Origin of the sequence: Corynebacterium sp. UMB0012 (assembly GCF_030216265.1) — a bacterium.
In the GTDB taxonomy this organism is placed as follows: domain Bacteria; phylum Actinomycetota; class Actinomycetes; order Mycobacteriales; family Mycobacteriaceae; genus Corynebacterium.
This window is the reverse complement of the sequence record NZ_JASOKQ010000013.1, coordinates 1-13012: the sequence shown is the minus strand read 5'-3', so window position 1 is coordinate 13012 and position 13012 is coordinate 1. Positions and strand designations below refer to the sequence as shown.

Sequence of the window (13012 nt, the reverse complement as noted above, 5' to 3'; positions counted from 1 at the left end):
CATGTTCCGCCTTATGGATAGCCCCCTCGGACCCCTGCGCTTGCAGGCGAGCCCGCGGGGGCTTTCCCGCGTCGAATTCTCCGGAACTAGCACCCCGCAGGAAGCGGTGAGTGGTACGGATGAAGGGGGCGTCGATAAGCGCAGCGCGGACGTGCTCGATGCCGCCCAGGTGCAGCTCGCGGAGTATTTCGCCGGCCGGCGCCGTGCCTTCGAGCTGCCCCTCGACCCGCCTGCGACGACCGACTTTCGCGCCGCGGTGCATGCGCAACTGGCCGAGATTGGCTATGGGGAGACGGTCACCTACCGCGACGTCGCCAAGCTGCTGGGCCGGCCCGGCGCGACGCGGGCCGTGGGCAGTGCGTGCGGCGCCAATCCCCTGCTCATCGTGCGGCCATGCCACCGTGTGCTGCGCAGCGATGGCGGGCTCGGCGGCTATGCGGGCGGTCTGGAAGCCAAACGTTTTTTGCTGACACTGGAAGAAAACTAGAGGGATTCCTCATGTTTGGGATATGCTATCCCCTCAGAAATAGTTTTTGTAGCCAAACGAAAGGTTTTCCGCGTGTCCGCTTCCACCTCCCGAGCCTGGCTCGAGCACTACAGCGATTGGACCCCACACACGCTGGACTACGGCGATAAAACCATCGTCGACTACTACCGCAATAACCTGCGGGTCAATGCCAATAAATCCGCCACCTACTTCTTCGGAAAGACACAGACCTACGCGGAACTCGATACCCAAGTGCGCGCCGCTGCGGCCGGACTCAAGGCTTTTGGCATTCGCCCCGGCGACAAGGTGGCCATCGTCCTGCCTAACTGCCCCCAGCACGTCGCGGCCTTCTACGCGGTGCAATTGCTTGGCGCCACCGTGGTCGAGCACAACCCGCTCTATACCGCCCCGGAGCTGGAAGGGCTGCTCAATGACCACGGCGCGCGCGTGGTCATCTCCTGGGATAAAACCGCCTCCACACTGGAAAAGCTACGCTCGACCACCCCGCTGGAGACCATCGTCTCCGTCAATATGGTCGATGCCATGCCACCACTCAAGCGCCTCGCACTGCGCCTGCCCATCCCGCCGTTGGCCGCCAAGCGCGAGCAGCTCACCAGCCCCGCACCCAATACCGTGGAATGGTCCACCCTCATCGGCGCGGCCATTGGCGGCGATGGCTCGGACCTCGATATCCCTGAGATCTCCCAGGACGATATCGCGCTCATCCTCTATACCTCCGGCACCACCGGAAAGCCCAAGGGCGCCCTGCTCTCACACGGCAACCTCATTGCCAATGCCATTCAGGGCAAGGCCTGGGTGCCACAGATGGGCAAGCAACAAGAGCGCTTCCTCGCAGCACTGCCCATCTTCCACGCCTATGGCATGACCACGCTGTGCATCTTCAGCATCTACCTTGGCGCCGAGCTCATCCTGGTCCCCTCCCCGCAGATGCCGTTGATTATGGACATCGTAAAGAAGCGCACGCCTACTTGGCTGCCGGGCGTGCCGACGCTGTATCAGAAGATCATGGACGCGGCGGAAGAAAAGGACGTCGACTTAAGCGGCATCCGCAATGCTTTCTCCGGCGCCGCCACGCTGCCCGTAGAAATTGTGGAGCGCTGGGAGACCATGACCGGCGGCCGGCTGGTGGAGGGCTTCGGCATGACGGAGACCTCCCCAGTGCTTACGGCCAATCCCATGAACGGCAAGCACCGCCCCGGCTATGTGGGCGTGCCCTTCCCGGATACGGAGGTGCGCATCGCCAACCCTGAGAACCTGGATGAGACCCAGCCCGATGGCCAACCGGGCGAGATGCTCGCGCGCGGCCCGCAGATTTTCCAGGGTTACTCTGGCAATGCCGCCGCTACCGAAAAGACCTTCCACAATGGCTGGTTCCGCACCGGTGATATGGCACTCATGGAACCGGATGGCTATATCAAGCTGGTCAGCCGCATCAAGGAAATCATCATCACCGGCGGCTTCAACGTCTACCCCGCCGAGGTGGAAGAGGCGATTGCCCAGCATCCCGACGTCGTGGATGTCGCCGCCGTGGGCCGCCCGCGCCAGGATGGCTCCGAGGATGTCGTCGGCTGCGTTACCCTGCGCGATGGCGCCGTGCTCGATCCAGAAGGCTTGAAGGAATTCTGCCGCGAGCGCCTGACCCGCTATAAGGTGCCGCGCACCTTCTACCACTTCGAAGATCTGGCGCGCGACCACCTGGGCAAAATCCGCCGCCACCAGGTGCGCAAGGACCTACTCGAGCTGCTGGAGGCAAAGGCCTAAACTTAGCGGCTATGGCAGATATTCATTATGGCGCTACCTTGACGGATTTCCTCGCGGCCGCCGTCGCGAGGTTTCCCCAGCGCCCCGCCACCTACTTCGCTGGCCACACGCTCACCTATAGCGAGCTCAACGCCCAGGTGGCGGCCGCGGCCGGTGCCCTACGCGAGATGGGCGTGCGCCCCGGCGACCGCGTGGCGCTCCTGCTGCCCAATTGCCCGCAACACGTGGTGGCATTCTTCGCCATCCTGCGCCTGGGCGCAGTGGTGGTGGAGCACAATCCGCGCTATACCGCGCACGAGCTCACCCCGCTGCTCGCCCACCATGGCGCCCGCGTGGCGATTGCCTGGGAGGACATCGCCCCCACCGTGTCCGCGCAGGTAGAGACCACCATTACCGTTTCCCTCACCAAGCCGCTTCCCCTCACCGGCGCCCCGGTGGAACCGCACCCTGCCGCGCTTACCGACGCCGCCCTTATCCTCTACACCTCCGGCACCACCGCCCGCCCCAAGGGCGTGGTCTTAACCCACGGCAACCTCGCGGCCAACTGCCTGCAGCTGGAAACCCAGGCCCCGCTGCGCGCTGGCCACGAGCGCTTTCTGGCCGCGCTGCCCATGTTCCATTCCTATGGCCTGACGATGAGCGTGCTCCTCGCGGTGCGCTGCGCGGCCGAGATCATCCTGCTGCCTGCCCCACACACCGACGCGGTGACCAAGGCGCTTGCCGCCCGCCGCCCCACCTGGATGCCGGGCGTGCCCACCATCTACGAGCGCGCCATGGCGGCCGCTCCCTTGGCCGCAGGCACCGCCGCCTCTGACGCGCCCACGGATCTCGGCGGGGTACGCTACTCCATCTCGGGCGCAGCTTCCCTCCCCTCGCGCATCATCGAGCCATGGGAGGCGCGCACCGGCGGCATACTGGTGGAAGGCTATGGGCTTACGGAGACCTCTCCCGTGCTGACCATCAATCCCCTCGATGGCACCCGGCGCGCCGGCACCATCGGCCTGCCGCTGCCGGATACGCAGCTGCGCATCGGCTATCCTCACGACCTCAGCCGCACCCAGCCGGATGGCGAGGCCGGCGAGATCCTCGCCCGCGGCCCGCAAGTCTTTAGCGGCTACCTTGCCGACGCCCCCGCCACCGCCGCTGCCTTCCATGACGGCTGGTTCCGCACCGGGGACATGGGCGTGCGCGAGCCCGACGGCCATATCCGGTTGGTGGGCCGCATCAAGGAAATCATCATCACCGGTGGCTTCAATGTCTACCCCGGCGAGGTCGAGGAGGCTTTAACCTCCCATCCTGATATTGCCCAAGCCGCGGTCGTGGGCCTTCCTCGCTCTGATGGTTCGGAGCACGTCGCCGCCTGCGTGGTGCTTGCCCCCGGCGCGCAGCTCGACGAATCCGCCTTGCGCGACCATTGCCGCGGGTTGGTGGCGCGCTATAAAGTCCCGCAGCGCTTCTTTGCCATGGAGACGCTCGCCGCCGACCAGCTGGGCAAGCTGCGCCGCCGCGATGTCCAGCGCGATCTCCTCGCCCTGCTCAACCAGGGCTAGCCTTGTTCACGCGCTTCCCGGCGCACCGCCTGTTCGTAGATGCGCTCGGATCGTTCCTCAAGGTCGTGCTGGGCGCGGGCTTGGGCTTTAGCGGCGGCGTCGGAACGCGGCGGAGCCTGAATATGCCGCGCGGCGTGCAGGCCCAATTGCAGTTCCTTGGCGCGCAGGATCTCCGCATCGAGCTTGATGCCCAGAATGAGCATCGTATTAGATAGCCACACGGCCATGAATACGGCCATGATGAGGCTGAAGGCGCCATAGACGCTGGCTCCGGCAAAGCGCTGGGTATACAGCGCAAATGCTCCCCACACCGCAACATTGGTGCTCAGCGCTACGACGGAGCCTAGGGTTATCCACCGAAAGCGCGCCGGCCGCACGTTCGGGGAAAAGTGATACAAGATAGCGATCAAGCTCAGCACGATCACCACGGTGAGCGGGAAGCGCAGCCAATTCCACACTGGCATGAAGATCCCACCCAAAAAGTCCGCGGTGCCCTGCATCTCCAGCTTGCCCGCCAGCGGATTGATAACGCCGCTCACGATGGTATCGCGCAGCAGGTTAGCAAAGAGCACGATGACCGCACCGATGACGAGGACGATGGTAAGCCCCCACATCAATGCCCAGGTGCGGATGATTCCGCGGCCTTCCACTCGCCCATAGACGGTATTGGCCGTGCGCGAGAAGGCGCGCACATAGGCCGAGGCGGCAAAGAGCGAAATCAGCACGGATACCACCAGCGCGAAGGTGCCTTGTGCCGTGGAACCGATAATGGAGCCAACCAGTTTTTCGGCCTGCTCCGTCATGGAGCCTGGCACATAATCTGCAATAAACTGCGAGGTTAATTCGTGCACCTCAGCACGCCGCGAGGAGAAAATGAGCGTGGCTATCGAATAGGCCGCGAGCACCGTAGGGGCAAAGGCCATAAGCGTGAAGTACGTCATCGTGGCGGCGCGATCCATCAAGGCATCGTGGAAGAAGTCCGCCCACACGCGGCGGAGCACCAGCCCCCAGCTTTCCTTGCGCAGGCGGTTGCCGCGGGCCAACGGATCTACATTTTCGGTGTGGCCTTCAATCTTGACCACGGTGGGCGCAGTGCTCGGCACGATTTTATCCGCGCCCTCATAGACGGATTTGCCCACCGGAGTAGCCGCAGCGCTCGGCGGTTCGCCGGAAGACGAATTGCCAGGGGTGCGTGCGGCGCCAGGAACCTCGGCGGAATCGTCCAGTGTGCTCATATTATCCCAGCGTATGCGGTAAAGAATCTTTTTCAGGAAGTGACACTCAGCTGTGATTACACTGGAGAGACATGACTGAACAGAATGATAAAAAGCTCAACGTGAAGTCCTTCGAACTCGACCACCGCCTAGTCAGCGCGCCATATATCCGCGTGGCCGACCGCACGGATTTGGGCGGCGGCGTCGAAATCATCAAGTATGACCTGCGTTTCTGCCAGCCTAACCAGGACCACCTGGATACCAAGGCGCTGCACTCGGTGGAGCACATGATGGCAAACTTCATGCGCAACTACACCGATAAGCTCATCGGCTTCGCCCCGATGGGCTGCCGCACCGGCTTCTACGCCATCACCAACGGCATGGAGCAGGACGAGCTGCTGCGCGCGGTGGAAGGCGCGCTCAACGATATTCTTAACGCTACCGAGGTACCGGCCGCCAATGAAGAGCAGTGCGGTTGGGGTGCGCACCACAGTTTGGAGGGCGCGCAGGAGGCAGCCCGCGCATTCTTGGGCGCTAAGGATGAGTGGCTCCAGGTCATGGCCGCCTAAGCCAGTCGCCGGCACGGTAGGTGCCGAACTGAAAAGCAGCCACGATAGACCCGAAAACCGTGTGGTTAAGGGCGCTATCGTGGCTGCTTTGTAGGTTTTATGCCCTAGAGCCCGGAGTGAAAGCGCAGTCGCGCGCTACTCGTCGAGGGCGAGGCCGATCCACACGGGTTCGGGCACGAGCTCTACGCCGAAGGTCTCATGGACGCCGTCACGGATGGTGCGGGCAAGGTCCACGATATCGGCGGCTGTGGCCTCGCCGCGGTTGGTCAGCGCCAGCGTGTGCTTCGTCGAGAGCGTGGCCCGGCCGGAGCCCGGGTAGCCCTTGGCAAAGCCGGCGCGGTCAATGAGCCAGGCGGCGGAAAGCTTTTCCCGGCCTGTCTCGGCAGAGGGGTGGCGGGGCATGGAGTCTGCGGTGGCGTCGCCAAGCGAGGCACGGACCTTGGCCTGGACGGCGTCGGCAAGAGCGGAGTCCACCACCGGGTTGGTAAAGAAAGAGCCGGCGGACCAGGTGTCATGGTCGGTGGGGTCGAGCACCATACCCTTGCCACGGCGCAGCTTGAGGACCTGCTCGCGGACCTCGGCCACGGGGCGGCGCTCGCCCGGATTCTGGGTGAGCTGGCCAAAGCGCAGCGGGCGGGAAAGGCCCTCGGTATCGAGCTGGAGCTCCACCTCCAACACCACGGCGCGGCCGGTGAATTTCAGGTTGGAATAGCGATACGCCAGCTCCAGGTCGGAGGCGGGAACCCATTCATCGGTATCGGTGCGGCGGTTATAGAGGCGCACGCGGGTAAGGACCTCAGAAATTTCCGCGCCATAGGCACCCACATTCTGCACGGGGACCGCGCCCACGGTGCCGGGAATGCCGGAGAGGCACTCTATGCCGCCCAGGCCGAGCTGCACGGAGCGGGCTACCACGTCATCCCAGACGGCACCCGCCTGTGCGCGCACCACGCCGGTTTCGGTGTCCATGGAGACCTCATCAAAGTCAAGGATGACCGCGACGAGATCCACTGCGCCATCGGCCACCAAGAGGTTGGAGCCGCCGCCAACGACGATGAATTTCACTTCGGCGTGATCAAGGGCACGCACCACGGCGACGGCAGCCTCTGGCTGCGAGCAGCGCAGTGCGGCCTGCGGTTTTCCGCCTACACGCAGCGTAGTCAGGTCCGCAAAGGTGGCGGCGGGGTCCAGTTCTACGCCGTCGATCGCTGTGAGCTTTTGCGTCAAAGATTTATCAAGCACGCCTACCAAGGTAGTCTGTTAGGCATGTCAACCCGTAGTGAAAACACCGTAACCATCAATCAGCCCATCGAAAAGGTCCACAAGGCGCTGCTCACCAAGGAATACTGGGAGTACATCGTGGCCAACCTCTCCCCTGAGGCGGGCCAGGTGCACGACTTCAGCGATAACGTAGCCACCCTCTTCGAGGTTCTGCCGACCACCCTGCTGCCAGAGGCAGTGCGCGCCATGGTCTCCCAGGACCTGAAGGTCAAGCGCGTGGTTACCGTGGGCGAGCTCAACGGTGAGGCTGCTGACGTTAACTACACCGCGGATGTCAAGGGCACCCCGGTTGATTTCAAGGGCGATATCTCCCTGGCCGGCGAGGGCGAAATGACCAAGCTGTCCTACGTCAACGAGATCTCCGTCAATATCCCGATGATGGGCGCCGCCATCGAGCCGAAGGTGGGCGAGTCCCTGGCCGAGCTCTTCGATAACGAGGGCAAGCTGACCGAGCAGTGGATCTCTGAGAACGCCTAAGTTCTACAGAACCGAAATTTATGGCCGACCACGCACATAATCTGCGCGCTAGCGCAGCTGCGGGTCGGCCTTTTGGCGTTATCACCCGCGGCACCACCAACCACAACCGGCTGCGGCGCTGCGATAGGTGGATGCTCGCGCACCCGGAGATTTCCGCGCTGCTGCGGCATGTAGATACCCCGCTGGCGCTCGACGTGGGCTACGGGGCCTCGCATGCGACCACCGTGGAGTGGGCGGGGTGGCTGCGCCGGGCGAATCCGCAGGTAGACGTGCGCGGGCTGGAAATCCACCCGGACCGGGTGCTGCCGCCGCGCGATGGCGTGCGCTTCGAGCTGGGCGGTTTTGAGCTGGCCGGGTACCGGCCTCAGCTAGTGCGCGCGTTTAATGTGCTGCGCCAGTATGACGTGGACCAGGTGGAAGAGGCCTGGCAGACGGTATGTTCCCGCCTCGCCCCAGGCGGTTTCTTTGTGGAGGGCACCTGCGATGAGCTCGGCCGGCGCGCGGCCTGGTTGCTGCTCGATGCCCATGGTCCGCGGACGCTCACCCTGGCGTGGGACCCGTTTGACGTGGCGCGTCCTTCCGATATTGCCGAGCGCCTGCCCAAAATCCTCATCCACCGCAATGTGCCCGGCGAGCCCATCCACGAACTCCTCAAGGCCGCCGACGAGGCCTGGGACCACGCAGCGGGGTGGGCGCCCTACGGTCCGCGCGTGCGCTGGCGCATGGCAAGGGCCTTGCTTGCCGACGCCCCCTTTGACATCCACCCCGTCCGCCGGCGCCTGCGCGATAATGTGCTCACCGTGGACTGGGAATCGGTGGCGCCGCAAGGTTAAAAATGTCCTGCTAACTTCACCGCAGACTTTGCCCCGCGCCGTCTCATGCGCCACACTGGTACGCATGGCTTCGAAGAAATCGGCGGGTTCACTCGCCTGGAAAATCATCATTGGCATCCTCGTAGCACTCCTCGTGCTCATCCTCTTGGCCGAGTTCGGCCTGCGCTGGTTCATCGGTCACCAGATGACCTCGCAATTCAACGAGGCCGCGGAGCAAGAGGGAATCCAGGTCAAAGAAGATCCCTCCGTCAGCTTTGGCGGCAGCCCACTGCTCGTAGGGCTGTTCAAGGGTTCCATTTCCCAAATGGATATGACCACGCCGTCCACCCTGCAAATCGACGGCACCGAGATCAAGGGCCAGCCTGCCTCCGAGATCCACGTGGAAGATATGAGCACCGACCAGGAGAATCCGGTGGCCGGCAAGCTACGCGCTTCTACCACCGTGCCGGATGACTACCTGCTGGCATCCTTCCAGAAGGGCATTTCCGAGCAGGCAGGCAGCGAGAAAATAGGCAATATGGTGGTTACGGAGATCACCGCCAATGAGCAAGACCACGTACTGGACGTGAAGTTCGCCGGCGGCCTGGCCAACCTCTCGCTAGAGCCTACCGCCCACGACGGAAAGCTCGATATTCGCGCCACCGAAGCCTCCATCTTCGGACTTGAGCTGCCGGATCAGGCCACCGAAGCCATCTCCTCCGCGCTGCAAAACGGCATGTCGGATCAGTTCGTGGGCTCGGACATGAACGTCGATTCCGTGGAGGTGCTCGATGGCGAACTCAAGCTCACCATCACCGGCACTGATGTTCCGATGAACGACATGGATAAGCTGGCCGGCGGCGAGGGCACCACCGGCAATGGTGGGGCCAACAATGGCGCGCCGCAGCAGGACGCGCAGAAGGAAGCCGCCTAAACCAAAGCTGCGGGAAATTCGAGGACCGGAAGAGTGGCAGCGGCCAACGCCGGTCCTTTTTTCATGCCTTCTTCACCGACACCGGATTCCGCGCGGTCCGCGGCTGCGGCCGCGGAGCTGCGCACAATGAGGCGCTGGTAGCCGGCTTGGTGGGCGGCGTTGAGGGTGGCGTCGGCAAGCGGGGCGTCTGGGACGATGAGGCCCAAGCGGGCCGGATCCGGGCAGGCCTCGCGGATGGCGATGAGCTCGGAGAGCACGGCATTGGCATCCGTCACGGTCTCATCGAGGCTGACCCACACCTCACTGGCGCCGGATTGGATGGCCAAGCGCGCCTCAGAGGCCTTGATAAGCGTGTGGTGGCGGCCGGTGGGATAGCCGGCGACGGAGATGATATCGGCCGCGCCGGCCCCCGCGGCGAGGGAAACATGGTGCGGAGAGACCACGACGGTGTTATCGGCGGCGCGGTCCTTGACCGTCGCGGCCGAGGCAGCAAGCAGGTTAAGCATTAGTAGCTGTAATCGCCGTTGATGATGGCCTTGAGCTGCGGGCGCACATCAAACCAGTACACGCCGGTAATGACCGTGCCGATCCACGACAAGAAAAGCATGCCAGTGGCCATCGCTACCGCCGAGCCCGCCAGCAGGCCAACCCACACCCACTTGCCCTGACGGTCGCCGGCGCGGAAGGCGTCCTCGCGCGTGATAGCGGCGAGCACCGCACCGACGATGGCGGTCAGGGTGAGGATTTGGAAGATGATGGCATCAAAGCGGAGTGCGAGATTTAGAAGGATATCCATGCAGATTAATTCTTCGGGTCGTCGGTATCGATTACTTCACCATCGATAATATTATCGCCCTGCGAAGGAGCCGAATTCTGGCCGGGGCGCGGCGCATTCTTCTTCTCCGCGCGGCGGGCCTGGGCGGAATTATAGGCGTCCATGACGCCCTCGCGGGTCTCGTTATAGGCGGTGGAGAACTTTCCCTTGGCGTCAGCGAAAGACGCGGACTCGCGGGTGCCGTCCGCGGCCTTCTTCAAGGAAGCACCAAATTCCTTCGCGGTGGCGGTGGCCTTGTCCACCAGGCCGTCCTTGCCGGTGGCGCCGTAGGGGCTGTGTGCCTGCGCGCCTTGAGCGTGCTGGGCACGCTCTTCTTGCAGGCGGCCGCCGAAGTCCTTGGCTACCTCAAAAGCAGCGCTGCCGGCATCTTTCAGGGAATCGAAAATCTTCTTATTATCGCTCATTGCTCATCACTCCTTTTGTTTAAGCACCAAAGATCAGGTGGTTGATCGCGAATATCACCAATCCTGCCAGGGAACCGACGATAGTGCCGTTCAAACGAATAAATTGCAGGTCTTTGCCCACCATGAGCTCGATATTGTGGGAGGCTTCCTCCGCATCCCAGCGCTTGATGGTCTCCGGGATAATCGCGATAATTTCCGGCGCGAATTTCTCCACCGCGTAGCGCGCGGCCTTATCCACGAGGGCATTGGCTTGGGCCAGGAATTCGGAGTCCTCGAGCAGACGGTGCGCCAGCTCCTTCACCTTCGCCGTAATCTTCTGGCGCAGGAAAGACTCTGGGTCATTGAGCTGGTCAATGAGCGTGGTGGACACCGTGCGCCACATGGCCGCCGGTGCCTGCTGGGCTTGATCGGAGGCGAGCATCTCTTGCTTGATGCCCTCGATGCGCCCGCGCATGTCCTCGTCCCACTGCAGATCCGAGGCCAGCTTGGACAGGTTGCGGCGAATGGCCAGACGGGCCTCGTGGTTGCCATTGCGGCGCACCTCATCGGCGAATTCCACGAGCTCGGTATAGACCTTCTCCCCCACCATCTCGCGGGCAAAGCGCGGCGCCCATCCTGGCATGCGTTCGTCGATGGCGGTGACCACGGTGGGCTCCATGCTCAGAATCTTGCCGTGCGCCCACTCAATGAGGTCGTCTTCCAGCGGACGAGCCTTGCCGTCAGCAATATAGCCCTCCAGCAACCTACCCAGCGGCGGGCCCCACTCGGGCTCGGCCAGGCGGTCCATGACTTGGGTGCGGATGAATTGCTCTGCCTCAGCTGGGTCGAGATCCTCCACCACGCTGGCGGCACGCTCGCCAATCCACGCGGAGACCTCCTCCGCCTTGCCGGGCTCCACACCCTGGCGCGCCAGCCATAGCGGCAGCTCCGCCTCCCGGACCTTGGCGCTAAGCGCATCCGCGGTCAGGAAGTTCTCCTCCACGAAGTCCTTCAAGGCATCGCCCACGCGGTCCTTATTATTCGGAATCAACGCCGTGTGCGGGATGGGCAGCCCCAACGGCCGGCGAAATAGCGCGGTCACCGCAAACCAGTCCGCCAGGCCACCCACCATGCCGGCCTCCGCCGCGGCACGCACGTAGCCCACCCATACCGGAGCCCCGCTTTCCGACGCCTGCCACCACGAACACCCCAAAAAGATCACCGCCGCACCAATCAGGAATGACAGCGCAATCGCCTTCCACCGGCGCAGGTCCGCACGACGTGCCTCCTGATTTCCTGCCTGCGGCACGGGAGCAGCACCCGACGATGCCGATGCCGTAGCCATCTCGAGGCCTTCCTCCGCGCGGTGCGTCATGAGTTCTCCTTGAGGTTGTGAAGGTGTATTCGGGCTTCGACCATTAAGACTAGTGCGTACTTAAAAGCACTCGACCTCTGCCTTCAGCAATTAAGCTTATGAACGCCAAAGAATCTGAACTGAAGGGCACCAGATTTTGTTCTGTTAGAGAAGATAAATACCCACTAGCACAAACACTAACTTCGTTAATCTAAGCAGGCGGTCTTAATGGGGTTGACCAGGTCGCTTCCGAGGCTAAGGATAAGCTCTTCGATGCTGCCGAGGGTATGAAGGATAAGGCCAACAAGGTTATCGGCGGCCTGAAGGACGACTAATCCTCGGCCCCCTCATCTCTGTCTCTGCACATCGCTGCGCTGACACTCTGCTGGCGCAGCGAATTTATTGATCAAGAGTACGTGCGCATCACGAAACGCAGTGACGTGTCCGAGCAGCAGAAGGCTATCCCTTCGAAAGCGATTGTTGGATAGAGCCCAACCGTAGTGTCATAACCACATCCCCAATTCCAACTTTCCCGGAAGCAGCGTCAGAGGCTTTTAATGCCCAGAAGTACGCAAAGTAAAAATCCGCCCAGGTTCACCCAGAGACACGCATTATCATGTCGATTTGCCCCTTGCTTTCATCTTCTCTAGGGAAACCAGCAGCTAAAACCATAAATCAGAACATATGCTTTAGCATATGTTCTGATTTATGGCGGGCTCGGCGAGTGCGCTGATTTACCCTCACATTGCGTTGTTTACACGTTTTCAATGCTCATTATAAAAAAGGGTTCAAACGGAATTCGTGTAGGCGCAATCAAGGGCTATAAAATATCGCATTCCTTGCATCGAAACCTGTACATCCAGAGAATTGCCTTGGATTGGCGGTAACAGGTACTAGATATGCGTTAGTAAGATTAGCGCGCGTTAACGTCGCTCCACGAAGGTCTGAGAGAGTGTCCGATTCTTTGTGTGCGGAGGCTTGGTTTACAAGTAATCTGCGAATCGGTTGGGGTAAGCCACGGCTAGTTGGTTGATGGCTTGTTTCCATCCGGTGGCTTTCGCTCCTTCAATATAGCCGTTGCACTCAATGTTGCGCTTTGCTTTCTTCGCTCGCTGGGCAGCGCGCTTGTCTTCGATGTTGCAGATCATCAGCCACAGCGTCTTTAGTGCGGCTGTATCGTTCGGGAATTGGCCCCGGTTACGGGTAGCTTTACGCAGTTCGGCGTTGAGCGATTCGATCGAGTTGGTGGTGTAGAGTACCCGGCGTGCCGCCGGTGGGAACTGCAGAAACGGTACGAACCGCTCCCAGGCGTCGCGCCAGACTTTGACCGACTG

General features: G+C 62.1%; 14 protein-coding genes. 7 read left to right on the top strand and 7 right to left on the bottom strand.

The features are described from left to right. Position 1: 1 nt before the first annotated feature. The 3 genes from QP324_RS07525 to QP324_RS07515 all read left to right on the top strand — a co-directional run bounded on the left by QP324_RS07525 (position 2) and on the right by QP324_RS07515 (position 3819). Positions 2 to 487 carry a methylated-DNA--[protein]-cysteine S-methyltransferase gene (locus QP324_RS07525; RefSeq protein WP_284815378.1) on the top strand — a complete coding sequence of 162 codons (486 nt, stop codon included), beginning with the start codon at positions 2 to 4 and terminating at the stop codon, positions 485 to 487. 72 nt (positions 488 to 559) lie between these two features. After that, complete coding sequence (locus QP324_RS07520) at positions 560 to 2269, top strand: long-chain-fatty-acid--CoA ligase (RefSeq protein WP_284815376.1); 1710 nt, start codon at positions 560 to 562, stop codon at positions 2267 to 2269. 11 nt (positions 2270 to 2280) lie between these two features. Next, positions 2281 to 3819 (top strand): AMP-binding protein, encoded by a 1539-nt coding sequence (locus QP324_RS07515; RefSeq protein WP_239278523.1) that lies wholly within the window; start codon positions 2281 to 2283, stop codon positions 3817 to 3819. Here QP324_RS07515 and QP324_RS07510 read toward each other — a convergent pair. Then, a complete protein-coding gene (locus QP324_RS07510; RefSeq protein ID WP_239278522.1) occupies positions 3816 to 5054 on the bottom strand; it encodes a YihY/virulence factor BrkB family protein in 1239 nt (412 codons plus the stop codon). The genes QP324_RS07515 and QP324_RS07510 overlap by 4 nt on opposite strands. A gap of 71 nt (positions 5055 to 5125) precedes the next feature. Between QP324_RS07510 and QP324_RS07505 the strand changes: the two genes are divergently transcribed. After that, a complete protein-coding gene (locus tag QP324_RS07505) occupies positions 5126 to 5602 on the top strand; it encodes an S-ribosylhomocysteine lyase (RefSeq protein ID WP_023020462.1) in 477 nt (158 codons plus the stop codon). 135 nt (positions 5603 to 5737) lie between these two features. Here the strand turns inward: QP324_RS07505 and QP324_RS07500 are convergent, their stop codons facing one another. Further along, the gene (locus QP324_RS07500) at positions 5738 to 6844 is read right to left on the bottom strand and encodes a UDP-N-acetylmuramate dehydrogenase (RefSeq protein WP_239278521.1); all 1107 of its coding nucleotides are present in this window, start codon (positions 6842 to 6844) and stop codon (positions 5738 to 5740) included. Positions 6845 to 6868: 24 nt separating this feature from the next. Here QP324_RS07500 and QP324_RS07495 point away from each other — a divergent pair, with 24 nt between their 5' ends. The 3 genes from QP324_RS07495 to QP324_RS07485 all read left to right on the top strand — a co-directional run bounded on the left by QP324_RS07495 (position 6869) and on the right by QP324_RS07485 (position 9106). Further along, positions 6869 to 7360: a DUF2505 domain-containing protein gene (locus QP324_RS07495; RefSeq protein ID WP_005327201.1), complete on the top strand. Its 492-nt coding sequence runs from the start codon at positions 6869 to 6871 to the stop codon at positions 7358 to 7360. A 20-nt stretch (positions 7361 to 7380) separates the two neighbouring features. Then, positions 7381 to 8193, top strand: coding sequence for a class I SAM-dependent methyltransferase (locus QP324_RS07490; protein ID WP_284815375.1), 813 nt, complete (start codon positions 7381 to 7383; stop codon positions 8191 to 8193). 64 nt (positions 8194 to 8257) lie between these two features. Beyond that, positions 8258 to 9106 (top strand): DUF2993 domain-containing protein, encoded by an 849-nt coding sequence (locus QP324_RS07485; protein ID WP_284815373.1) that lies wholly within the window; start codon positions 8258 to 8260, stop codon positions 9104 to 9106. Here the strand turns inward: QP324_RS07485 and QP324_RS07480 are convergent. The 5 genes from QP324_RS07480 to QP324_RS07460 form a co-directional block, all read right to left on the bottom strand. Beyond that, a complete protein-coding gene (locus tag QP324_RS07480; RefSeq protein ID WP_239278516.1) occupies positions 9103 to 9612 on the bottom strand; it encodes a deoxyribose-phosphate aldolase in 510 nt (169 codons plus the stop codon). The genes QP324_RS07485 and QP324_RS07480 overlap by 4 nt on opposite strands. After that, the gene (locus QP324_RS07475) at positions 9612 to 9902 is read right to left on the bottom strand and encodes a DUF2516 family protein (protein WP_284815370.1); all 291 of its coding nucleotides are present in this window, start codon (positions 9900 to 9902) and stop codon (positions 9612 to 9614) included. Before QP324_RS07475 ends, QP324_RS07480 begins: the two co-directional genes overlap by 1 nt. Positions 9903 to 9907: 5 nt before the next feature. Next, positions 9908 to 10345 (bottom strand): CGLAU_01105 family protein, encoded by a 438-nt coding sequence (locus tag QP324_RS07470; protein WP_284815368.1) that lies wholly within the window; start codon positions 10343 to 10345, stop codon positions 9908 to 9910. Between the two features lie 19 nt (positions 10346 to 10364). Then, positions 10365 to 11699, bottom strand: coding sequence for a DUF445 domain-containing protein (locus tag QP324_RS07465; RefSeq protein ID WP_284815366.1), 1335 nt, complete (start codon positions 11697 to 11699; stop codon positions 10365 to 10367). Positions 11700 to 12661: 962 nt separating this feature from the next. Beyond that, positions 12662 to 13012 (bottom strand): transposase (locus QP324_RS07460; protein WP_284815365.1); only part of this gene is annotated, 351 nt, incomplete at its 5' end.

What these genes read in the sequence shown, in the direction of transcription:
- QP324_RS07470 (WP_284815368.1), bottom strand. Translation starts at nt 10,345, where the DNA reads ATGAGCGATAATAAGAAGATTTTCGATTCCCTGAAAGATGCCGGCAGC.
- QP324_RS07490 (WP_284815375.1), top strand. Translation starts at nt 7,381, where the DNA reads ATGGCCGACCACGCACATAATCTGCGCGCTAGCGCAGCTGCGGGTCGG.
- QP324_RS07475 (WP_284815370.1), bottom strand. Translation starts at nt 9,902, where the DNA reads ATGGATATCCTTCTAAATCTCGCACTCCGCTTTGATGCCATCATCTTC.
- QP324_RS07515 (WP_239278523.1), top strand. Translation starts at nt 2,281, where the DNA reads ATGGCAGATATTCATTATGGCGCTACCTTGACGGATTTCCTCGCGGCC.
- QP324_RS07465 (WP_284815366.1), bottom strand. Translation starts at nt 11,699, where the DNA reads ATGACGCACCGCGCGGAGGAAGGCCTCGAGATGGCTACGGCATCGGCA.
- QP324_RS07525 (WP_284815378.1), top strand. Translation starts at nt 2, where the DNA reads ATGTTCCGCCTTATGGATAGCCCCCTCGGACCCCTGCGCTTGCAGGCG.
- QP324_RS07485 (WP_284815373.1), top strand. Translation starts at nt 8,258, where the DNA reads ATGGCTTCGAAGAAATCGGCGGGTTCACTCGCCTGGAAAATCATCATT.
- QP324_RS07505 (WP_023020462.1), top strand. Translation starts at nt 5,126, where the DNA reads ATGACTGAACAGAATGATAAAAAGCTCAACGTGAAGTCCTTCGAACTC.
- QP324_RS07495 (WP_005327201.1), top strand. Translation starts at nt 6,869, where the DNA reads ATGTCAACCCGTAGTGAAAACACCGTAACCATCAATCAGCCCATCGAA.
- QP324_RS07510 (WP_239278522.1), bottom strand. Translation starts at nt 5,054, where the DNA reads ATGAGCACACTGGACGATTCCGCCGAGGTTCCTGGCGCCGCACGCACC.
- QP324_RS07480 (WP_239278516.1), bottom strand. Translation starts at nt 9,612, where the DNA reads ATGCTTAACCTGCTTGCTGCCTCGGCCGCGACGGTCAAGGACCGCGCC.